Genomic DNA, 21,546 nt, shown 5'->3' on the forward strand with positions numbered 1-21,546 from the left:
AATGCGATCCGTGCCCTCAGTATGGACGCTGTGCAAAAAGCCAAATCCGGTCACCCGGGTGCCCCGATGGGCATGGCTGATATCGCCGAAGTATTGTGGCGTGATTTCCTGAACCATAACCCGCAGAACCCGTCATGGGCTGACCGTGACCGCTTTGTGCTGTCTAACGGCCATGGCTCAATGCTGATTTACAGCCTGCTGCACCTCACGGGTTATGACCTGCCGATCACCGAACTGGAAAACTTCCGTCAGCTGCACTCCCGTACCCCGGGCCACCCGGAATACGGCTATACCCCGGGCGTGGAAACCACCACCGGTCCGCTCGGCCAGGGCATTGCCAACGCGGTCGGTTTTGCGATTGCTGAACGCACTCTGGCGGCCCAGTTTAACCGTCCGGGTCACCAGATTGTTGACCACCACACCTACGTCTTTATGGGTGACGGTTGTATGATGGAAGGGATTTCTCACGAAGTCTGTTCACTGGCCGGGACCCTGAAACTCGGCAAACTGGTGGCGTTTTATGATGACAACGGCATCTCGATTGACGGCGAAATCGACGGCTGGTTTACAGATGATACCGGCATGCGCTTTGAGGCCTATGGCTGGCATGTGATCCGCGGCATCGACGGTCACGACAGCGAAGCGGTACGCCAGGCTATCGAAGAAGCCCGCCGCGTCACGGATAAACCGTCGCTGCTGATGTGTAAAACCGTGATTGGTTTCGGTTCGCCGAATAAAGCCGGTTCTCATGATGCTCACGGTGCACCGCTGGGTGATGAAGAGATCGCGCTGACCCGCAAACAGCTGGGCTGGAACTACCCGCCGTTCGAAATCCCNATCTATGCCGCCTGGGATGCCAAAGCCGCCGGTCAGAAAAAAGAACAGGACTGGGACAGCAAATTTGCCGCTTACCGTCAGGCATTCCCTGAGCTGGCGAAAGAGTTTATCCGCCGTACCTCAGAACAGCTGCCGGAAAACTGGCAGGCAGAATCACAGAAGTATATCGAACAGCTGCAGGCTAACCCGGCGAATATTGCCAGCCGTAAAGCGTCGCAGAATGCTATCGAAACCTTTGGTAAGTTGCTGCCGGAATACCTGGGCGGTTCAGCTGACCTGGCACCAAGTAACCTGACCATGTGGTCCGGCTCAACACCGATCAACGAAGATGCGGCCGGTAACTACATCCATTACGGTGTCCGTGAATTCGGTATGACGGCTATCGCCAATGGCCTGGCACTGCACGGGGGGTTCCTGCCGTACACTGCAACTTTCCTGATGTTTGTCGAATATGCGCGTAATGCCGCACGTATGGCCGCACTGATGAAAATCCGTCAGATCCTGGTCTATACCCATGACTCTATTGGTCTGGGTGAAGACGGCCCGACCCATCAGCCGGTAGAACAGATTGCCAGCCTGCGTACCACCCCGAATATGAGCACCTGGCGTCCGTGTGACCAGGTGGAGTCTGCGGTGGCCTGGAAATATGCTATCGAGCGTCAGGACGGACCTACGGCTCTGATTTTCTCCCGTCAGAACCTGACCCAGCAGCCGCGCAGCGCAGAGCAGCTGGCAAACGTGGCCCGTGGCGGTTATATCCTGAAAGACTGTGACGGTCAGCCGGAACTGATCCTGATTGCCACCGGTTCAGAAGTCTCCCTGGCTGTGGCGGCGGCAGATAAACTGAGTGCCGATGGCCGTAAAGTGCGGGTGGTTTCTATGCCGTCCACCGATGCGTTTGATAAGCAGGATGCCGCTTACCGCGAGTCAGTACTGCCGGCGGCAGTCAGCGCCCGTGTGGCCGTGGAAGCGGGTATTGCGGACTACTGGTATAAATATACCGGGCTGAACGGTGCGATTGTCGGTATGACCAGCTTCGGCGAATCCGCCCCGGCAGAGCAGTTATTTGCTGAGTTCGGTTTTACGGTTGACAATGTGGTGGCTAAAGCCAGCGCCCTGCTGTAAACGGTAGTCTGACGATCGGTTAAATATCACAGCATGGCAGCGTTCTGTCATGCTGTTTTTTTTTAGCTACACTAAAGGCTGACTGTGCTTTTTATGCACAATCGGTGGCTAAAAATGTGAAGCTGATCTAATTATTAGAATTGCAGTTGATCTCAGTCATTCCCGTGCCGCATGCCATGAACTATTCTCAGCTGAAGCGTTTCAGTTGAGCGATTGCAACGGCGAATGAACCGACAATGCAGTGGTAGTTAAACTGACAGCAGTGACGTGAATCACGGTTAACGTCACGGCAGGTAAGGGTAATCCGGGTAAAATGACCATCAGAATTGCGATAAATGGTTTTGGGCGTATTGGCCGTGGCGTATTACGGGCCTTGTATGAAACTGGCAGACATACGGATATTTCCGTGGTGGCGATTAATGAACTGGCCGACAGCCAGGGTATCGCCCATTTACTGAAGTATGACACCAGCCATGGTCGTTTTGCCTATGAGGTACGGCTGGAAGATGAAGTACTGAAAGTAGGCCGTGACAGCATTCGCTTACTGCACCAGCCACAGATTTCAGGGCTGCCGTGGCGTGAACTGGATATTGATATTGTGCTGGACTGTACCGGTAAATATGGCAGCCGGGCCGACGGTGAAGCGCATCTGGCGGCCGGGGCAAAAAAAGTGCTGTTTTCTCATCCGGGAGGCAACGATCTGGACGCAACCGTGGTTTACGGTGTCAACCATCAGCAGTTGAAAGCCGAAGACCGGATTGTCTCTAATGCTTCCTGTACCACAAATTGTATTATCCCGGTGATTAAATTACTGGATGATGCTTTCAGTATCGTATCGGGTACGGTAACCACTATTCATTCATCGATGCACGACCAGCAGGTGCTGGATGCGTATCATGACGACTTACGCCGTACCCGTGCGGCCAGTCAGTCGATTATTCCGGTCGATACCCGGCTGGCGGCCGGGATCACAAGGATACTGCCGAAGTTTGCCGATCGCTTTGAAGCCATCGCGGTACGGGTACCGGTAATCAATGTGACGGCCATCGATCTGAGTGTTACGCTGGAAACACCGGTGACAGCAGCACGGGTTAACGAAGTGTTGCACAACGCTGCGCAGGGGATATTTCGTGGTATAGTCGATTACACGGAATTACCGTTAGTGTCGGTTGATTTTAACCATGCTCCCCACAGTGCTATTGTCGATGGCACCCAGACGCGGGTCAGTGGTAAGCACCTGGTGAAAACCCTGGTATGGTGCGATAACGAATGGGGCTTTGCTAACCGGATGCTGGATACTACGTTAGCAATGTCTGCAGGTAATTTCAGGTAAGGCGTGATAGCGCCTGGCAAAACTTATGAGAGTTAACGAGAGGATTCACCATGTCTGTGATTAAAATGACCGATCTGGATCTTGCGGGTAAACGTGTACTGATTCGTGCCGATCTTAATGTGCCGGTAAAAGACGGGAAAGTAACGTCTGATGCCCGTATTCGTGCATCATTGCCAACGATTGAATCTGCCCTGAAACAGGGGGCTAAAGTCATGGTTACCTCTCACCTGGGACGTCCGACCGAAGGTGAATACAACGAAGAATTCTCCCTGTTGCCTGTGGTTAACTACCTGAAAGATAAACTGGGCGACACCAGCGTAAAACTGGCTAAAGATTATCTGGACGGGGTTGAGGTTCAGCCTGGTGAACTGGTCGTTCTGGAGAACGTCCGTTTTAACAAAGGTGAGAAAAAAGACGACGAAACCCTGTCGAAAAAATATGCCGAACTCTGTGATGTGTTTGTGATGGATGCTTTTGGTACGGCACACCGTGCCCAGGCCTCGACCCACGGGGTGGGTAAATTTGCCCCTATCGCCTGTGCCGGCCCGTTACTGTCTGCAGAGCTGGAAGCGCTGGGTAAAGCAATGAGTAATCCGGCCCGGCCGATGGTTGCAGTGGTCGGTGGTTCAAAAGTCTCGACCAAATTTGATGTATTACAATCACTGGTTAACATTGCCGACACGGTGATTGTCGGTGGCGGTATTGCGAATACATTTGTGGCTATCGACAACAAAGTGGGTAAATCACTGTACGAGCCTGAGTTTGTCGATGCAGCGAAAAAACTGCGCGACCAGTACGGTATCCCGGTACCGACCGATTCCCGTGTAGGGACTGAGTTCTCTGAAACGGCTCCGGCCACGGTTAAGCGCGTCAGCGAGATTAAAGACAACGAAGAAATTATGGACTTCGGTTACGAAACTGCCCTGGCGATGGCTAAAATTCTTAAAGAAGCCAAAACCATCCTGTGGAATGGTCCGGTCGGCGTGTTCGAATTCCCTAATTTCCGTAAAGGAACTGAAATTGTTGCCAACGCTATCGCTGATAGCGATGCATTCTCTGTGGCAGGCGGCGGTGATACCCTGGCGGCAATCGACCTGTTCGGTCTTGAAGATAAAATTTCTTATATTTCCACCGGCGGTGGTGCTTTCCTTGAGTTTGTCGAAGGCAAAAAACTTCCGGCGGTTGCGATGCTGGAAGAGCGCGCAAAACAGTAATTCAGCAGCAGATGTGGCCGTCAGGCCACATCGATTTTTCCCGATTGACGGGCTTCCGTATACGGCCAACGAAACAGGACAATGTTATGTCTAAAATTTTTGATTTCGTAAAACCCGGTGTAGTTACTGGTGAAGATGTTCAGAAAATCTTTAAAGTTGCCAAAGAAAACCACTTTGCTCTGCCTGCGGTAAACTGTGTGGGCAGTGACTCAATTAACGCGGTACTTGAAGCCGCAGCGAAAGTAAAAGCCCCGGTCATTATTCAGTTCTCTAACGGTGGTGCTGCTTTTATCGCCGGTAAAGGCTATAAAACTGACAAACCGCAGGGCGCATCTATTATGGGTGCGATTGCCGGTGCCCATCATGTGCATCTGATGGCTGAAGCTTATGGTGTGCCAGTGATCCTGCATACTGACCATTGCGCGAAAAAACTGCTGCCGTGGATCGACGGCCTGCTGGATGCCGGTGAAGCGCACTTTGCCAAAACCGGTAAACCTCTGTTCTCTTCCCATATGATTGACCTGTCAGAGCAGTCACTGGAAGAAAACATTGAAATCAGCAGTAAATACCTGGCCCGTATGGCTAAAATGGGTATGACGCTGGAAATTGAACTGGGTTGTACCGGCGGTGAAGAAGATGGTGTCGATAACTCACATCTGGATAACTCGGCTCTGTATACCCAGCCGGAAGATGTCGACTATGCTTACCAGAAGCTGAGCGCAATCAGCCCGAATTTCACTATCGCAGCCTCTTTCGGTAACGTGCACGGTGTTTATAAACCAGGTAACGTTCAGCTGACACCAAAAATCCTGCGTAATTCTCAGGACTATGTCAGCGAAAAACATGGTCTGCCGCACAATGCACTGAACTTTGTCTTCCATGGTGGTTCAGGTTCGACCCCGGAAGAAATCAAAGAGTCTATCGGTTACGGTGTCATTAAAATGAACATCGATACTGATACCCAGTGGGCTAACTGGCACGGTATTCTTGAGTTCTACAAAAAGAACGAAGGTTACCTGCAGTCGCAGTTGGGTAACCCGGAAGGTGCCGATAAGCCGAACAAAAAATACTATGATCCGCGTGTCTGGTTACGTGCCGCCCAGAGTTCAATGGTGGAACGCGTAGAGCAGGCATTCAGAGAGCTGAACGCTATCGATCGCCTGTAAATCGAGACTGTTATCGGAAAGCCCGCCGCCCGGCGGGCTTTTTTATTTCTGTCATCCGCGCGGCAGCAGGGGCTCACCTTATCCCGGGGCCAACGGGGCGGACTGTATTGCTGTACTTCCGCCGCCTGCCTCCGGCCGGTAAAACCGCGGATTATCAGCCTGGCGGCCACGGCCGTCGGACCGGTAATATCAGGTAACAGTGTCTTAAAAATCACCGTTCAGCGGTTACCGGATTTGGCATTCAGCCATTTATTGTTTACCCTTTGCGCTGAGCAGCTGGTAAATCAGCTACCCTTGATTCACTCAGGAATTTTTATTACAGGATTATTTGATGCAAGACATAAACGTCGTAGATAGCATTCATAATGCCGGCAGCTGGCTGGCACGTAACCAGGAACTGTTGCTGGGTTATGTCGTCAATATTGCGGCTGCCATTGCCATCCTCTTTTTTGGTTTTCTGGTTGCCCGCGTGGTATCAAACGCCCTGAACAAAGTTCTGCTGGCCCGCAGTATCGATCAGACGGTGGCCGACTTTCTGGCGGTACTGGTACGTTACGGTGTTATCGCCTTTACCTTAATCGCCGCCCTTAGCCGTGTCGGTGTACAGACCGCCTCGGTAATCGCTGTACTGGGTGCCGTTGGTCTGGCGGTGGGCCTGTCATTACAAGGTTCTCTGTCGAACCTTGCGGCAGGTGTATTGCTGGTTACCCTGCGTCCGTTCCGTGTCGGTGAATACGTGGACATCAACGGCGCTGCCGGTACCGTACTGAGTGTACAAATCTTCTCTACGACCCTGAAAAGCAGTGACGGGAAGATTATTGTGGTGCCGAACGGCAGCATTATTTCCGGCAAAATTATCAACTACAGCCGTGAGCCAATGAGCCGCAGCCAGTTTATTATCGGTGTCTCTTATGATGCAGATATCGACGAAGTGTTTTCGGTACTGCGCAAAGTGGTGGAAGCTGAGCCGCGTGTAATTCAGGATAAACCGATTGTGGTTGCCCTGAACGAAATGGGGGCGTCAACGCTGAATATCGTTGTTCGTTGCTGGACCACCTATAACGATCAGACCCAGACTTACTGGGACCTGATGGCCGGTTTCAAACGGGCACTGGATGCAAATAATATTGGTATCCCTTACCCGCAAATGGATGTACATATCGTGAATAATTCTGCGCCGGCTATCGACGGCAAACAGTAATTATGATGATGGCCTGCCGCCAGTTTTCTGGCGGACAGGCCCGCCAACTCCCCCCGGATTATTATTTTTTCTAATTATCGATAAGTTCTTTCCATTTCCTTTTCTGCCCGGAAATCGCCAGACTCTGCCCATTCATTAATCGGAGTTTGTCTATGTTATTCTATTTACAGGGAATTACCCTCGGGCTGGCACTTATTCTGCCACTGGGCCCGCAGAATACCTTAATCCTTAATCAGGGAGTTTTACGCCGTTATGCACTGATGGCTGCCAGCTTCTGTATCCTCAGTGATGTGCTGCTTATCTGTGCCGGTATTTTTGGTGGCAGTACAATTCTGCAGCAATCGCCGCTGGCATTGCAGTGTATTACCTGGGCAGGCTGTGCTTTCCTGCTGTGGTATGCCGCCGGTACACTTCGTCAGGTGTGGCGGCCTGTGGCTGAAAGCGCCGGACAGCCCCCGCTGGCACAGCAACGCGTTAAAATACTCTTAACCTTAATTGCCGTCACCTGGCTGAATCCCCATGTCTATCTGGATACCTTTGTAGTGCTCGGGAGCCTGGGCAGTCAGGTTCCGGCCCCGTCACGTATCTGGTTTGCGCTGGGGGCAGTGACGGCATCGGTCGTCTGGTTTTATGCTCTGGCATTACTGGCCAGCGGATTGTCACCGTTACTGAAGCGTGGCCGCCCCCGGCAGGTGATTAATTTGCTGGTGGCCGGGATGATGTTTTATCTGGCACTCCGCCTGGCTGCCGAAGGTCTGCTAATGCTGCGGGCAGACAGATAACAGCAGTGCCGCAGAACTTTCCGTATTCCCGTGACTCCAATCAGTTATCACTGCCTGTATTCACGGGCTGACATCCACAGACAGGAGCCGTATTGTGAAATTACAGTCGCTGGTTATCCCGGCTATCTTCGCTGCAGGGGTATCATCCCTGCCGGTTATTGCGGCCGAATCGCCCGATTCACCCCATATTGCGGTGACCGGTCAGGCGCTGGTAAAGGTCAAACCTGATATGGCTACCCTCAGTATTGATGTCCGGGTGACCGACAAACAGGCCGCACAGGCGAAAAAACAGGCCGACCAGCGGGTGGCGCTCTATTTCGATTTTCTGAAGAAAAACGGTATTGATAGTAAGGACATTGATGCCGCCAATATCTCCACCCGCGCGCAATATGATTACAGCAAACAGGGAACAGCACAGTTGACCGGTTACCAGGCAGAACGTCAGGTAAGCGTAACGGTGCGTCATATAGACAGGCTGAATACGCTGCTGGAAGGGGCCCTGAATTCAGGGTTAGATGAAATCCGTGCTGTCACCCCGGCAGTCAGCGACGCGGCACGTTATCAGCTGCAGGCACGGGATGAGGCGATAAAAGATGCTATCAGTCAGGCACAGGCGGTAGCCAAAGGTTTTAATGCACAACTGGGACCGGTCTGGAGTATCCGCTATCATGCTCAGCAACCTCAGCCACAGCCGGTAATGCGCTTCTACGGACTGGCAAAAGCCAGTGCAGAGACTAGCCCGGAAGAAACCTATCAGCAGCAGAGTGTCAGTTTTGATGACCAGCTAAGTGTCGTCTTCGAACTGAAACCGCAGCAGCCTGCGGTTCCCTGACTGAGCCTCTCCGGTGGCCGGGGCTGCTCAGTCAGCAAATTCGCCCTGGCGTAGTACGCCATGGCCGTGTTCCAGTAATGCATCCGTCACCCGGCGCATTAAACGGCTTTCCGGAGCGAAACGGTGCCAGTACAGCATCCGCCGCTGGAACAGGCCGGGGGTTAAATCCACCAGTTCACCGCGCGCCAGCTCGCCGCCGATCTGTAAATGCGGGATCATACAGCACACCGAGCCCTGCCTGGCCAGCTGAACAAAAGCCTCTGATGAATTGACAATATGGCAGGGCACACTGCCGGGAGGCAGGTCGAAATATTGCTGCAAAAACGCCTGATGCATATCATCCAGATGATCAAAGGCCACCGCCGGTGCTTTTAACAGGGCCGGGCGGGTAACCCCGTTCGGGAAATAGCGTCTGGCAAATTCAGGTGAAGCAACAAACAGATAATCCAGTGCCCCCAGTTGGTCAACCAGACAACTCGGCAGTGCCTGTGGCTGGATACTGACAGCACCGACCACCTCGCCGCGCCGCAAACGTTCCTGGGTACGGCTTTCATCTTCCACCTGTAAATTCAGCCGGACCGGTGAATCGGCCAGTACGTCTTTCAGTGCCGGCAGCAACCAGGTCGCCAGGCTGTCAGCGTTAACCGCAATCGACAGTAATAACGGAGTACTGCTGCCGCTTTCGTCTGCCAGCCATTGTTCTTCCAGCATTTCTACCTGATGCAGCAGGGCCAGTAATTTCTGGCCTTGTTCTGTCGGACGGGGCGGGACAGTTCTGACCAGCAGCGGCTGACCAAACAGGTTTTCCAGCTGTTTAATGCGCTGTGACACCGCCGACTGGGTAATGCAAAGCTTTTGTGCGGCACGCTCGAAGCCCCGTTCGCGGATAACGGCATCCAGTGCCTGAAGTGTTCGGTAATCGGGGCGTTTCATGGTTATTTTGCTCTCTGCTGCAGGGAGAATGCACCCTGTATTATTATGTTTGCCATGGTCAGTCAGCCGTAATGCCTGAAAAATCAGCCAGCTGGTCTGCAAAGCACGAAATCTGTCAGTAACACTAATTATTTTCCTGTAGCTTGTTTTATACTACGTTAACCAACAGAGCGTACAGGGTTAAACATATCATGAGCCAGGATGAACTAAAAAAAGCGGTAGGCTGGGCAGCGTTGAAATATGTGCGGCCGGGCAGCATTGTCGGTGTTGGCACCGGCAGTACGGCAGCCCATTTTATTGATGCATTGGCCACCATTAAACATGACATTGAAGGTACGGTTTCCAGCTCAGAAGCATCGACCAAAAAACTACTGGCTTATGGTATCCCGGTACTGGATCTGAATACGGTTGACCAGTTATCGATCTACGTTGACGGAGCCGACGAAATTAACCCGCAGATGCAGATGATCAAGGGCGGCGGTGCAGCCCTGACCCGTGAAAAGATCATAGCGGCAGTGGCGGATAAATTTATCTGTATTGCTGACAGCTCCAAACAGGTGGATGTACTGGGGCACTTTCCGCTGCCCGTCGAAGTGATCCCGATGGCCAGATCCTATGTCGCACGGCAGCTGGTGAAACTGGGCGGGTTACCAGAGTACCGGCCAAATGTGGTCACCGATAATGGCAATATTATTCTCGACGTTCACAACCTGAGTATTGTCAATCCGCGTGAACTGGAGATTAAGATCAACGCCCTGGCGGGGGTGGTGACCACCGGCCTGTTTGCTGCCAGAGGTGCCGATGTGGCGCTGATTGGTACCGACGCCGGAGTGATCACCCTGAATAAAGACGACTGAACGTCGTCTTTTTTTGTTGCTGCTTTTCAGTGATTTATATCACATTTCTGTTATTACCAGATTAAATATGCTTTCTGACAGCCAGAACAGAGACCGTTGTTACTCTGATCTGCTGCCTGTTGCGGGCAGGCAATAAACCGGCGCAATCGTTTTCTGTTGCCCGCAGCGTAATATTTGTTATTTTGACAGAAGAAATTCTTATATTCGTATCAACATCATTAACCATAAGGTCGGGCAATGGCAAAGGTATCACTCGAGAAAGACAAAATTAAGTTCCTGCTGGTGGAAGGTGTCCATCAGACAGCACTGGATAATTTACGGGCAGCCGGTTATACCAATATCGAATTTCATAAGGGCGCACTGGACACGGAATCCCTGAAAAATTCGATTCGTGACGCGCACTTTATCGGGATCCGTTCGCGTTCACAGCTCACTGAAGAAGTGTTCGCGGCTGCCGAGAAGCTGATTGCCGTGGGATGTTTCTGTATCGGAACTAACCAGGTTGATTTGGATGCTGCCGCTAAACGGGGTATTCCGGTCTTTAATGCACCGTTCTCTAACACCCGTTCAGTTGCTGAACTGGTGATCGGTGAATTGCTGTTATTACTGCGCGGTATTCCGGAAGCCAATGCCAAAGCCCACCGGGGTATCTGGAACAAAAATGCCAAAGGTTCCTTTGAAGCGCGCGGTAAAAAACTGGGGATCGTCGGTTACGGTCATATCGGTATGCAGCTGAGCGTGCTGGCCGAAAGCCTCGGGATGAATGTGTTCTTCTATGACGTGGAAGATAAACTGCCATTAGGTAACGCCACCCAGGTGAAGAAACTGCATGACTTACTGAATATGAGCGATGTGGTCAGCCTGCATGTGCCTGAAACGCCGGCAACTCAGAATATGATTGCGGCAGCCGAACTGGCGGCGATGAAAAAAGGTGGCCTGCTAATCAACGCCTCACGGGGCACGGTGATCGATATTCCGGCCTTATGTGATGCGCTGGCCAGCAAGCATGTTGGCGGGGCAGCGATTGATGTCTATCCTGTTGAACCGGCCACCAACAGCGATCCTTTTGTGTCACCATTATGTGAATTCGACAACGTTATCCTGACTCCGCATATCGGCGGCTCTACAGAAGAAGCTCAGGAAAATATCGGTGTCGAAGTTTCCGGTAAACTGATCAAATATTCTGATAACGGATCAACACTGTCAGCGGTTAACTTCCCGGAAGTGTCACTGCCGGCCCACGCGGCCAGCGCCAGCCGTTTGCTGCATATCCATGAAAACCGGCCTGGTGTACTGACAGCCATCAACCAGATTTTTGCCGAACAGGGTATCAATATTGTCGGGCAGTATCTGCAAACCACCCCGTATATGGGATATGTGGTGATTGATATTGACGCGCCGCAGGATGTGGCCGACAAAGCACTCGAATTAATGAAAAACATTCAGGGTACTCTGCGTGCCCGCCTGCTGTACTGATCCGCTAAATCCGGGGGGCGTTTAGTCCCCCGGAATCCTGCTTTTTCCGCCCTTAATCACGACCATTGCCAGATATTGTCCGGGGTTATCAGCGCCGGTAGCGGGATATCCCAGTGTTCCGCCGGCAGAGCGGTAACCTGCTGGCAGCTGTGAGCAATCCCCACCGGTAAACAGCCATGCTGTTGCCAGCGCTGCAGCGTCCGGTCATAAAAACCACCGCCCATTCCCAGCCGCTGTCCTGTCGCATCAAAGGCGACCAGCGGAACCAGCATCACGTCCAGCTGATCGAGGGTCGCCAGCTGGCGGATATCTAAAGGGGGCTCATCAATTCCCAGCCGGTTCTTTAGCAGCGGGGTCTCCGGCAGGTAGCGGAGAAATAACAGCTGTCCGGCAGAAAAAGGGTGCAGTACCGGCAGATAAACCTGTTGTCCCTGCTGCCAGAGCTGCCTGATTAATGGCCCGGTATCCAGTTCACCATCAAATGACAGAAACAGGGCAACTTTCTGCGCCTGTTGTATCGGCGGGAAAGCCATTGCCCGGCAGGCAGCCGCCTGTGCAGCCTGTTGCTGCTGTTCGCTGCTCAGGGCCTGACGTAAACGGCGAATTTCGGCACGGATCTGTTGCCGTGCAGCAACCGGAGAAAAAGAACTCACGTGACTGTCCGTAGTAATTATGGAAACGTTAATCCAGCACAGGGCTGGCGGTGGGAAATAACCATGACAGTGCAACGGTTATCTGTAAACAGACTACTACAGATTAGAAATAACCGGCAATAAAATAACCGGCAATAAAATATAACCGGATAAATAACAGGGGATAATACCGGACAGATAAAATACTGCCGATTAATTAAGCAGGAAAAAAACAATGCCGGAACAGGTGAAAAAAACTGTGTCGCATTGTGTTAAAAGGGGAGATCTCCGGGATGCCGCTGCAGGCTGTAACCCTTGAACCCTTGGTTCAAGGTGAACATGTCGTCATTATCATCAGGCTTCCCGGACGGACCGGGCATGCTCACAGTTAATGAGGCGCCACATTCTGTTTGGTATGAAATATCGGCTCAGGGGACTGGCCCGCTCGCAAACATCCCAGAGAAAATTTACTTCATGAATAGTCTAGCACAGGATTCATAAAGTGTTATTCGAATTTCGGTCCCTGATGGTCGGTAATCCGGCCCTGCTCGACTAGTGCCTGTTCAATAGTCTGCTGCAGCATGCGAATACGTTGTTCCATATTCGACGCGTAATCACGGGTTTTATTTTTTTCCTGTGCTAACTCATGACAGATGTTTAGCGCAGCAATAAATACTAATTGCTCAGTATTGTTCACCCGGGTGCGGACCTTCAGGTCCTGTAAGCGCTGGTCAAGGTCAGTTGCTGCCGCAGTGAGTGCTTCCTGCTGTTCCGGCGGACAGTTAACTCTTAACGAACGACCAAATATTTGTATATCTACTGGTTGCGCAGACATGCCACCTTCCTGACTGATTACATTACCCGCATCCGATGCTTTATCGGGGAACGGGGGCCACTATATAGACCTGAATTATAACTTACAACCCCTTTTCTGGAATCCTTCAGGCTGCTAGTGGTAGCATACCATGAACTTAACTTTCCAACATTGATGAATAACTATGTCCTTACAGAACGCACTACCTTCTTTCGACGCCTTATCTGCGACATTATCGTCACAGGGCGTAGGTATGACCGCCGCAGAAATGCACGGTTTAATCAGCGGCATTATCTGTGGTGGCAATCAGGATCACAGCTGGAAAACGCTGGTTCATGACCTGGCGAACGACGGCATGGCCTTTTCACAGCCCCTGTCGCAGCCGTTACAGCAGTTACATGACTCGGTTCAGCAAACCCTCGAAGATGACGGCTTTATGTTCCGCCTGTTAATGCCGGATGACAGCAATTCCACTGTTTTTGAACGTGCGGATGCGCTGGCCGGCTGGGTAAATCATTTCCTGCTTGGCCTCGGTGTTACCCAGCCTAAACTGGACAAAGTGACCGGCGAAACGGGCGAAGCCATCGATGATCTGCGTACTATCGCTCAGCTGGGCTACGATGAAGAGGAAGACCAGCAGGAACTGGAGCAGTCACTCGAAGAAGTGGTGGAGTATGTGCGGGTTGCCGCGGTACTGTGCTACGAAACATTTAATCGACCGCAGCCATCTGTGCCTGAAATACAGAAACCCACTTTGCATTAATGAAATCCCGGGCGTAAGCCACGCGGTAACAGGGAGCCTGATTATGATTACTCTGGAAAACTATCAACAGCGTCGCCGTAAACTGCTGGCGACAATGGCACCGGGCAGTGCGGCTTTATTTTTTGCCGCCCCGGAAGTCACCCGCAGTCGTGATACTGAATATCTGTACCGGCAGAACAGTGACTTCTGGTACTTCACCGGATTTAATGAGCCGGACGCTTTGCTGGTACTGATAAAAAGTGATGAAAATCATAGTCACAGTGTTCTGTTTAACCGGGTCCGGGACCTGAGTGCCGAAACCTGGTTTGGCCGCCGTCTCGGTCAGGAAGCTGCCCCGCAGGCTCTGGCGGTGGATAAAGCCCTGCCGTGGGATGAACTGGACCAGCAGTTATACCAGCTGCTGAACGGTCTGGACGTCATCTATCATGCCAGTGGCGAATACCGGTTTGCCGACCGGAAAGTCGCTGAAGCACTGGAAAAATTACGTAACGGCAGTCGACAGAATCTTCAGGCACCCTCCACCGTCACGGACTGGCGGCCGCGGGTACACGAAATGCGACTGTTTAAAGACGCGGAAGAAATTAATATTCTGCGGCAGACCGGCAAAATCTCAGCCCTTGCCCATCAGCGGGCGATGCAAAGCTGCCGTCCGGGAAAATATGAATATCAGCTGGAAGGTGAAATTCACTACGAATTCAGCCGTCATGGCTCGCGGGTACCGGCTTATAACACCATCGTTGGTGGCGGGGCGAATGCCTGTATTCTGCATTACACCGAAAATGAAAGTGAACTGCGTGACGGCGAGCTGGTACTGATTGATGCCGGCTGCGAACTCTACGGCTATGCCGGGGATATTACGCGAACGTTCCCGGTGAATGGCCGTTTCAGCCCGGCGCAGCGACAGATCTATGACATTGTGCTGGCCTCTCTGGAAAAAGCCCTGTCCCTGTACCGGCCGGGCGTCAGCATCCGTCAGGTCAATGACGAAGTTATCCGCATTATGGTCAGCGGCCTGGTGGCGCTGGGCATCATGCAGGGGGAAGTGGAGGTTCTGATCGCGGAGAATGCCCATCGCCAGTTCTATATGCATGGTCTGGGCCACTGGATGGGGCTGGATGTGCATGATGTCGGTGATTACGGTTCTGCTTCCCGCGAACGGTTACTGGAACCCGGCATGGTATTAACCGTTGAACCGGGGCTGTACATTGCGCCGGACGCGGATGTTCCGGCACAATATCGCGGTATTGGTATAAGAATTGAAGACGATATCCTGATTACTGAGCACGGTCATGAAAACCTGACCGATACTGTAGTAAAAAATGCAGACGATATTGAGGCACTGATGGCTGCGGCCAGTCAGTCACATCACCCATAGGCTAAATACTTCGCCATGAGCATAATAATTGCGGGGGGAGGGATGACCGGGGCCACACTGGCGCTGGCAATCTCTCACCTGACGGAAGGGAAACTCCCTGTCACCCTGATTGAAGCCACAGCCCCCGGCGAGCGCGGGCATCCCGGATTTGACGGCCGGGCGATTGCCCTTGCGGCTGGAACCTGTCAGCAACTGGATAATATCGGTGTCTGGTCATCGCTTGCCGATTGTGCGACGCCGATCACCGATATTCATGTCAGTGACCGCGGCCACCCGGGCATGGTGCGGATCAGCCATCGCCAGTATCATCTGCCGGCGTTGGGAAATGTGCTGGAACTCTATGATGCCGGACTCCGGCTGTTTTCACGGCTGAACAATGCTGCCGGGGTGCGGGTGGTGTGCCCTGCACAGGTCACACAGGTACAGCGTACCGCGCAGCAGGTCACGGTCAGCCTGGACAACGGTGAAACCCTGACCGGCAGCCTGCTGGTGGCTGCGAACGGCTCCGGTTCGTCTCTGGCCGCCGGTTGTGGTATCCGCTGGCAGAAAGAGGACTACCGGCAACTGGCGGTGATTGCTAATGTCACCACCAGCCAACTGCCGGCCGGCCGTGCTTATGAACGTTTCACCCCTTATGGCCCGCTGGCACTGTTGCCGATGTCCGGCCATCGCTTCTCGCTGGTGTGGTCGTTACCGGCTGACATGCGGCAGCAAATCAGCCAGTGGACTGACCGGCAGTTTCTGGAACAACTTCAGCAGGCATTTGGCTGGCGTCAGGGACGTTTTATTCATTGCGGTAAACGTGATTATTATCCGCTGGCCCTGCAACAGGCGGTTGATATCACTCATCACCGGCTGGCGCTGATCGGTAATGCAGCCCAGACACTGCATCCGATTGCCGGACAAGGGTTTAACCTCGGATTACGGGATGTTATGACCCTGGCTGAAACGGTGGCACAGGCGGCGGCTGCCGGAGAAGATACGGGCAGTCATCGGGTACTCAGCCAGTACCGCCAGCGACGTCTGCCGGATCGCCAGAAAACCATTGCCATTACTGACGGGCTGGTCAGGCTGTTTTCCTGTGAAGATCTGCCGCTGGTCGTCAGCCGCAACCTGGGGTTAAGCGTCATGGAAAAACTACCGTGGCTGAAAAATCAACTGGCCGGGCGTACCCTGGGCTGGGTAAAACGTTAATGAGAGAGTACTGATGCAGAGCTTTGATGTTGTCATCGCCGGTGGCGGAATGGTCGGGCTGGCTGTAGCCTGTGGGTTACAGGGCAGCGGTATGCGGGTCGCGGTACTGGAACAACATCCGCCGCAGGCCCCGGATTTACAGGCAGCCCCGGCGGTCCGCGTCTCGGCAATTAACCTCGCCAGCGAACGGCTGCTCAGCCATCTCGGGGTCTGGCAGGACATTCTGGCCATGCGGGCCAGTGCCTATCACGGTATGGAAGTCTGGGAGAAAGACAGCTTCGGCCAGATCCGTTTTGACGATCAGCCACAGGGCATCTCCAGCCTCGGCTATATTATCGAAAACCAGGTGATCCACCATGCCCTCTGGCAGCGTGCCAGCCAGTGCAGCGATATACAGCTGATTGCCCCGTCCGCCCTGCAACAGGTTGCCTTCGGCGATAACGAAGCCTTTGTCACCTTGCAGGACGGCAGTATGCTGACCGCCAGGTTGCTGGTTGCCGCTGATGGAGCGCAGTCCGCACTGCGCGAGAAAGCCGATATCCCGCTGGTCTTCCGCGATTATCAGCACCATGCACTGGTGGCGAATATCCGCAGCGTACAGCCCCATCAGTCTGTGGCACGACAGGTATTTTATGGTGACGGCATTCTGGCGTTTCTGCCATTGGCCGATCCGCACCTCAGCTCGATTGTCTGGTCCTGCGATCCGCAACAAGCCAGCCGCCTGCAGGGCATGTCTGAACAGGAATTTAACCAGCAGCTGGCGGTGGCCTTTGATATGAAACTCGGCCTTTGTCAGCTGGAAAGTGACCGTAAAACCTTCCCGCTGGTGGCACGCTATGCCCGGCAGTTTGCTGCTCACCGGCTGGCCCTGGTGGGAGACGCCGCCCATACCATCCATCCGCTGGCCGGACAGGGAGTTAACCTCGGTTTTATGGATGCGGCAGAACTGATCGGCGAAATCCGCCGTCTGCATCAGCAGGGGAAAGATATTGGTCAGCACCTCTATCTGCGCCGCTATGAACGCAACCGTAAACACAGTGCCGCGCTGATGCTGGCCTCAATGCAGGGGTTCCGCGATCTGTTTGCCGGTAATAATCCGGCCCGCAAACTGTTGCGTGACATCGGGCTGAAACTGGCAGACACACTGCCGGGAGTGAAACCGCAACTGCTGAAACAGGCAATGGGGTTACATGATCTGCCGGACTGGCTGCAAGACCGCTGAATAAGCGGGCTGGGCGGGTGACCGATGGCCGGGGAGAGATCCCCGGCCATTATTGTCTGGTGGCAGGGGTGTTTTGCCGGAAGCACCGCACGCTGGCTGATTGTCCGGCAGTCACGGCATCGCAGAAGGAGAGACACGCCGCGCCACAGGCCACCGAATATAGTGCTTTAAGTCTCTGAAACCGGAACCTATAATCAGACGACTCCCGCCCGGGAGGTCACTGTCTGTCCGCCGTTTGCCGGAGCTCCGGCGGCCAGTGACGGCAGTGTATTTGTTATAAGGGGACTCTGTTATGCCGTTATCAGCGACTTCAGCACCCGCAGCCGGTGTGGATCAGCACAGCGCATTGATTATTGTGGATGTTCAGAACTGCTTTGTCACCGGCGGAAGCCTGGCGGTGGACGGCGGCGAAACCATCATCCCGCTGATTAACCGGCTGGCAGCGCGGTTCAGCAACCTGATCCTCACCCAGGACTGGCATCCGGCGCAGCATATTTCGTTCGCCGCACAACATCCCGGCAAACAGCCCGGAGAATTTATCGACACCACTTATGGTCCGCAAATCCTCTGGCCGGTACACGCGGTGCAGGGAACCGAGGATGCGGCCCTGCATCCGGAATTACAGGTCGATCACGCGCAGCTGATTATCCGTAAAGGCTGCCATCCGCATATCGACAGCTACTCGGCCTTTACGGAAGCCGATCGCCAGACCACCACCGGGCTGGCAGCTTACCTCAGGGCCCGGGATATCCGTACTCTGTGGATTGCGGGGCTGGCGACAGATTTTTGTGTGGCCATGACCGCCATTGATGCCAGCCAGGCCGGATTCGACACCCGGGTGATCACCGATGCCTGTAAAGCCATTGATATCCGTGGATCTCTCGACGCAGCCCGGCAGCAGATGCTCGCCCATGGCGTCAGCCTTATCGGCTCTGCTGCGATTGTCTGACAATTCCCCTCTCAGTTACAGGAAAAAACTATGCCGGAACTGACCACTGATCTGCCACCACCCCGGCTGGAAATTAATAATCTGACGGTGCGTTATGGTGATGTAACAGCCTTAAATAATGTCAGCCTGCAGGTCGCTGAAGGAGAGTTTATCTGCATCCTCGGCGCATCGGGCTGCGGGAAAAGCACCTTATTCAATGTCGTCTCCGGACTGCTGCCGGCCAGTGAAGGCCATATCTTTTTGCAGGGAAAGGACGTCACTCATAAGCCCGGCCAGGTTGGCTATATGCTGCAAAAAGACCTGCTGCTGCCGTGGCGTACCGTTCTGGGGAATATCACCCTGTCGGCGGCCCTGACACGGGGTGTTCGTCCCGAAGATCGCCAGCAGGCCCGCCAGCTGGCGACCCGCTACGGACTGGGTGAATTTCTGGACTATTATCCCCACGCCCTCTCGGGGGGAATGCGCCAGCGGGTGGCGATGATGCGTACCCTGGCGGCGGGAAAAGAGCTGATGCTGCTGGATGAGCCTTTTGGCGCACTGGATGCCCAGACCCGGTTCAGTATGCAGGAATGGTTACTGCAAATCTGGCGCGATCTCAGGCGAACTATCCTGTTTGTGACCCATGATGTTGATGAAGCTATCTTTCTGGCGGACCGGATCGTGGTGATGACACCACGACCGGGCCGGATTGCCGAAATTCTGCCGGTCACTCTGCCACGGCCACGGCGACTGGATGATCTGACCGGTGACACCTTTATACAACTGAAACGACAAATCATGAGCAGGCTGTATCACGACGAGAAAAATAACGGAGGCCGCCATGAATAATGGTCAGCAACGTCCTGTTCGTGCGGTACTGGTGTGGCTGTTATCGCTGGTGATGATCCTGGTATTCTGGCAGTTGGTGGTCTGGGTTTCCGGGCTGCCGGGCTATGTTATTCCTTCCCCCCTGACAGCATTGACTACCCTGCTGGAAAATGGCCAGCGCCTGAAATTGCTGACCCTGCAAACCGTTACCGAAACTGCCATCGGCTATCTGCTGGGGGCCTGTGCCGGGTTTATCCTTGCACTGATGATGGGGCAGATCCGCATCATTCAGCGGCTGGTGATGCCGGCGCTGATTGTCTCCCAGGCGGTACCGATAGTGGCGATTGCTGCACCGCTGGTGATTATTTTTGGTTTTGGTATGTTACCGAAACTGATTATCGTGGCGTGGATCGTCTTCTTCCCGGTACTGGTGAATGTACTTGACGGGCTGGCGGCGATTGACCGGGATATGCTGAATCTTGCCAGACTGATGGGCGGCACACCGCTGCGGGTTTTTCTGCGGATTAAACTTCCGGCCTGTGTCGGACCGTTATTTTCCGGCCTGAAAATCGGTGCCACCTATGCGGTCACCGGGGCGGTGATCGGTGAATGGACGGCCTCGGCACAACAGGGGCTGGGGACTTACTTACTCAGCGCTAACGCGCGGATGGATACGGCAGGAGTATATGCCGCGATGATCCTGCTGACCGCGATCGGGGTAGGATCTTTCCTGCTGGTCCTCGGGCTGGAAAAAATCGCCACCCCGTGGCGCAGCAGCAACAAAGCCCCCCGTTATTTGCGTTAAGCCCGCTGAAAATTACCGTCACTATGCTGACTGACTGGAGATATACACAGTGAAAAAAACCATAACCGGTAGCGCCATTATCAGTGCATTACTCGCCGGTCTTTCTGCCGGCAGTGTTTATGCTGCTGCACTGACCCCTGTCCGTTTTGTTTATGACTGGTCTGCGGCCGACCATCAGTTGATCCCGCTGGTCGTCGGGCAGCAGAAAGGCTTCTATCAGCAGGCCGGGCTGGATGTCAAAGTGATCTTCCCGCCGGACTCCCAGACAACCGCACGTATGCTGGCCCTCGGTCAGGCCGATGTCGGGCTGAATGCCACCACTGATGTGGTCTTTGCTGCCGACCAGGGGCTGCCGGTGATCGCTGTTGGCCTGTATGCCCAGCATAACAACTGGGGGCTGTTTACCCGTCCCGGGGTACCTCTGTCCCTGCAGGATCTGAAAGGAAAATCCATCGCCATCTTTACCGACTCCTGGAGCCGGGCGATGCTGCCTTTTGTGCTTAAAGCCGCCGGTCTGCAGGAAAGTGATGTCAGATTTATTATTGCTCAGGACAGTGATATTCCTCTGCTGCTGTCCGGCAAAGTGGATATTGCCACAAATACCAATAACTTCCTGGTGCCGGATGTGGAACTGGCGGTCGGAAAATCGCCGGGAGAACTGACCGGCAAAGCCGCCGGGGTGCCGGATGTGCCGGTCTGGGCTTATACGGCGTCGACCCGTTATCTGCAACAGCACGGCGATGTGGCAAAAAAATGGATGCAGGCGACGATTAAAGCCACCGAGTGGGCCGCGGCTCATCCGGATGAGGCTGCGACTATGCTGCATAATGCCTATCCGGACAGTGGTTCAGTGGCACTGATCAGTAAAGCCTGGAAAATTATTTCGCCGGACATGAAAGGTGAACAGGGCTATATGACGCAGAGTGACAGCAGCTGGCTGCCGATTGCCCGCGCCTTACAGGCAACAGGACAAATCAAAACTGTCCTGCCGGCAGACAAATACTACACCCGTCAGCTACTGGAATAACCGCCGTCCCCGCAGATGCCGGAAGCACAGGGGCCGGAGACGGCCCCTGTGCTTGTGTGCAGGTATCACAGAATAACCAGCATTATTTTATGGTTCTGCCGCGGTTATATCAGTTTTTTCTCTTCAAACCCGCTACTTTTTTCCCGGTCACCCGCGCTCTTCTGACAGTGCACACTGCTGCTTACCATTATTCAGCCTGTGG

At 53.7% G+C, this 21,546-nt stretch carries 20 protein-coding genes and 1 other RNA gene; 17 read left to right on the forward strand and 4 right to left on the reverse strand.

Going from position 1 to position 21,546, the window contains the following annotated elements; translation table 11 throughout:
- The 7 genes from tkt to JK216_RS14325 form a co-directional block, all read left to right on the forward strand.
- Window positions 1-1,962 (forward strand): transketolase (tkt, locus tag JK216_RS14295; RefSeq protein WP_212715385.1); only part of this gene is annotated, 1,962 nt, incomplete at its 5' end.
- Window positions 1,963-2,275: 313 nt separating this feature from the next.
- A complete protein-coding gene (gene epd / locus JK216_RS14300) occupies window positions 2,276-3,295 on the forward strand; it encodes an erythrose-4-phosphate dehydrogenase (RefSeq protein WP_212711152.1) in 1,020 nt (339 codons plus the stop codon).
- Window positions 3,296-3,345: 50 nt separating this feature from the next.
- Window positions 3,346-4,509 (forward strand): phosphoglycerate kinase, encoded by a 1,164-nt coding sequence (gene pgk / locus JK216_RS14305; RefSeq protein ID WP_212711151.1) that lies wholly within the window; start codon window positions 3,346-3,348, stop codon window positions 4,507-4,509.
- 86 nt (window positions 4,510-4,595) lie between these two features.
- Window positions 4,596-5,675 (forward strand): class II fructose-bisphosphate aldolase, encoded by a 1,080-nt coding sequence (fbaA, locus tag JK216_RS14310; protein ID WP_212709710.1) that lies wholly within the window; start codon window positions 4,596-4,598, stop codon window positions 5,673-5,675.
- Window positions 5,676-6,006: 331 nt separating this feature from the next.
- The gene (gene mscS, locus JK216_RS14315; RefSeq protein ID WP_212709157.1) at window positions 6,007-6,876 is read left to right on the forward strand and encodes a small-conductance mechanosensitive channel MscS; all 870 of its coding nucleotides are present in this window, start codon (window positions 6,007-6,009) and stop codon (window positions 6,874-6,876) included.
- A gap of 152 nt (window positions 6,877-7,028) precedes the next feature.
- The gene (locus JK216_RS14320; protein ID WP_212711150.1) at window positions 7,029-7,658 is read left to right on the forward strand and encodes a LysE family transporter; all 630 of its coding nucleotides are present in this window, start codon (window positions 7,029-7,031) and stop codon (window positions 7,656-7,658) included.
- A gap of 94 nt (window positions 7,659-7,752) precedes the next feature.
- Complete coding sequence (locus JK216_RS14325) at window positions 7,753-8,490, forward strand: oxidative stress defense protein (protein WP_212711149.1); 738 nt, start codon at window positions 7,753-7,755, stop codon at window positions 8,488-8,490.
- A 27-nt stretch (window positions 8,491-8,517) separates the two neighbouring features.
- On the opposite strand, the gene JK216_RS14330 is transcribed toward JK216_RS14325, so the two are convergent.
- Entirely contained in the window at window positions 8,518-9,423 is a 906-nt protein-coding gene (locus tag JK216_RS14330; protein ID WP_212709154.1) for a LysR family transcriptional regulator ArgP, read from the reverse strand.
- Window positions 9,424-9,614: 191 nt separating this feature from the next.
- Between JK216_RS14330 and rpiA the strand changes: the two genes are divergently transcribed.
- Both rpiA and serA read left to right on the forward strand, forming a co-directional pair.
- Complete coding sequence (gene rpiA / locus JK216_RS14335) at window positions 9,615-10,280, forward strand: ribose-5-phosphate isomerase RpiA (protein WP_212710750.1); 666 nt, start codon at window positions 9,615-9,617, stop codon at window positions 10,278-10,280.
- 237 nt (window positions 10,281-10,517) lie between these two features.
- Window positions 10,518-11,756, forward strand: coding sequence for a phosphoglycerate dehydrogenase (gene serA, locus JK216_RS14340; protein WP_212711148.1), 1,239 nt, complete (start codon window positions 10,518-10,520; stop codon window positions 11,754-11,756).
- A 56-nt stretch (window positions 11,757-11,812) separates the two neighbouring features.
- On the opposite strand, the gene JK216_RS14345 is transcribed toward serA, so the two are convergent.
- From JK216_RS14345 to zapA, 3 genes are all read right to left on the reverse strand, one after another.
- Window positions 11,813-12,409 (reverse strand): 5-formyltetrahydrofolate cyclo-ligase, encoded by a 597-nt coding sequence (locus JK216_RS14345; protein WP_212711147.1) that lies wholly within the window; start codon window positions 12,407-12,409, stop codon window positions 11,813-11,815.
- 260 nt (window positions 12,410-12,669) lie between these two features.
- Window positions 12,670-12,854, reverse strand: a non-coding RNA gene (gene ssrS, locus JK216_RS14350) — 6S RNA.
- A gap of 39 nt (window positions 12,855-12,893) precedes the next feature.
- Window positions 12,894-13,223 (reverse strand): cell division protein ZapA, encoded by a 330-nt coding sequence (zapA, locus tag JK216_RS14355; RefSeq protein ID WP_212709150.1) that lies wholly within the window; start codon window positions 13,221-13,223, stop codon window positions 12,894-12,896.
- A 163-nt stretch (window positions 13,224-13,386) separates the two neighbouring features.
- On the opposite strand from zapA, the gene JK216_RS14360 reads away from it, so the two are divergent.
- The 8 genes from JK216_RS14360 to JK216_RS14395 all read left to right on the forward strand — a co-directional run bounded on the left by JK216_RS14360 (window position 13,387) and on the right by JK216_RS14395 (window position 21,344).
- Window positions 13,387-13,965: a YecA family protein gene (locus tag JK216_RS14360; protein WP_212709149.1), complete on the forward strand. Its 579-nt coding sequence runs from the start codon at window positions 13,387-13,389 to the stop codon at window positions 13,963-13,965.
- A gap of 43 nt (window positions 13,966-14,008) precedes the next feature.
- The gene (pepP, locus tag JK216_RS14365; protein ID WP_212711146.1) at window positions 14,009-15,340 is read left to right on the forward strand and encodes a Xaa-Pro aminopeptidase; all 1,332 of its coding nucleotides are present in this window, start codon (window positions 14,009-14,011) and stop codon (window positions 15,338-15,340) included.
- A gap of 15 nt (window positions 15,341-15,355) precedes the next feature.
- A complete protein-coding gene (gene ubiH, locus JK216_RS14370) occupies window positions 15,356-16,534 on the forward strand; it encodes a 2-octaprenyl-6-methoxyphenyl hydroxylase (protein ID WP_212709147.1) in 1,179 nt (392 codons plus the stop codon).
- 13 nt (window positions 16,535-16,547) lie between these two features.
- Window positions 16,548-17,756, forward strand: coding sequence for an FAD-dependent 2-octaprenylphenol hydroxylase (gene ubiI, locus JK216_RS14375; RefSeq protein WP_212709146.1), 1,209 nt, complete (start codon window positions 16,548-16,550; stop codon window positions 17,754-17,756).
- A gap of 292 nt (window positions 17,757-18,048) precedes the next feature.
- Window positions 18,049-18,705: a bifunctional nicotinamidase/pyrazinamidase gene (pncA, locus tag JK216_RS14380; RefSeq protein WP_212709145.1), complete on the forward strand. Its 657-nt coding sequence runs from the start codon at window positions 18,049-18,051 to the stop codon at window positions 18,703-18,705.
- Window positions 18,706-18,735: 30 nt separating this feature from the next.
- A complete protein-coding gene (locus tag JK216_RS14385) occupies window positions 18,736-19,533 on the forward strand; it encodes an ABC transporter ATP-binding protein (RefSeq protein WP_249213026.1) in 798 nt (265 codons plus the stop codon).
- Window positions 19,526-20,317, forward strand: coding sequence for an ABC transporter permease (locus JK216_RS14390; RefSeq protein WP_212711145.1), 792 nt, complete (start codon window positions 19,526-19,528; stop codon window positions 20,315-20,317). The genes JK216_RS14385 and JK216_RS14390 overlap by 8 nt, the downstream gene beginning before the upstream one ends.
- A gap of 49 nt (window positions 20,318-20,366) precedes the next feature.
- Window positions 20,367-21,344, forward strand: coding sequence for an ABC transporter substrate-binding protein (locus JK216_RS14395; RefSeq protein ID WP_212709143.1), 978 nt, complete (start codon window positions 20,367-20,369; stop codon window positions 21,342-21,344).
- Window positions 21,345-21,546 lie beyond the last annotated feature (202 nt).

It is taken from the genome of Tatumella sp. JGM94, from assembly GCF_018257595.1.
Lineage (GTDB): Bacteria > Pseudomonadota > Gammaproteobacteria > Enterobacterales > Enterobacteriaceae > Tatumella > Tatumella punctata.

Excerpts from the sequence above, each read along its gene's own strand:
- ubiH (WP_212709147.1), top strand. The coding sequence starts at position 15,356 with ATGAGCATAATAATTGCGGGGGGAGGGATGACCGGGGCCACACTGGCG.
- fbaA (WP_212709710.1), top strand. The coding sequence starts at position 4,596 with ATGTCTAAAATTTTTGATTTCGTAAAACCCGGTGTAGTTACTGGTGAA.
- epd (WP_212711152.1), top strand. The coding sequence starts at position 2,276 with ATGACCATCAGAATTGCGATAAATGGTTTTGGGCGTATTGGCCGTGGC.
- zapA (WP_212709150.1), bottom strand. The coding sequence starts at position 13,223 with ATGTCTGCGCAACCAGTAGATATACAAATATTTGGTCGTTCGTTAAGA.
- pncA (WP_212709145.1), top strand. The coding sequence starts at position 18,049 with ATGCCGTTATCAGCGACTTCAGCACCCGCAGCCGGTGTGGATCAGCAC.
- JK216_RS14390 (WP_212711145.1), top strand. The coding sequence starts at position 19,526 with ATGAATAATGGTCAGCAACGTCCTGTTCGTGCGGTACTGGTGTGGCTG.
- pepP (WP_212711146.1), top strand. The coding sequence starts at position 14,009 with ATGATTACTCTGGAAAACTATCAACAGCGTCGCCGTAAACTGCTGGCG.
- JK216_RS14320 (WP_212711150.1), top strand. The coding sequence starts at position 7,029 with ATGTTATTCTATTTACAGGGAATTACCCTCGGGCTGGCACTTATTCTG.
- ubiI (WP_212709146.1), top strand. The coding sequence starts at position 16,548 with ATGCAGAGCTTTGATGTTGTCATCGCCGGTGGCGGAATGGTCGGGCTG.
- JK216_RS14360 (WP_212709149.1), top strand. The coding sequence starts at position 13,387 with ATGTCCTTACAGAACGCACTACCTTCTTTCGACGCCTTATCTGCGACA.
- JK216_RS14330 (WP_212709154.1), bottom strand. The coding sequence starts at position 9,423 with ATGAAACGCCCCGATTACCGAACACTTCAGGCACTGGATGCCGTTATC.
- mscS (WP_212709157.1), top strand. The coding sequence starts at position 6,007 with ATGCAAGACATAAACGTCGTAGATAGCATTCATAATGCCGGCAGCTGG.
- rpiA (WP_212710750.1), top strand. The coding sequence starts at position 9,615 with ATGAGCCAGGATGAACTAAAAAAAGCGGTAGGCTGGGCAGCGTTGAAA.
- serA (WP_212711148.1), top strand. The coding sequence starts at position 10,518 with ATGGCAAAGGTATCACTCGAGAAAGACAAAATTAAGTTCCTGCTGGTG.
- pgk (WP_212711151.1), top strand. The coding sequence starts at position 3,346 with ATGTCTGTGATTAAAATGACCGATCTGGATCTTGCGGGTAAACGTGTA.
- JK216_RS14385 (WP_249213026.1), top strand. The coding sequence starts at position 18,736 with ATGCCGGAACTGACCACTGATCTGCCACCACCCCGGCTGGAAATTAAT.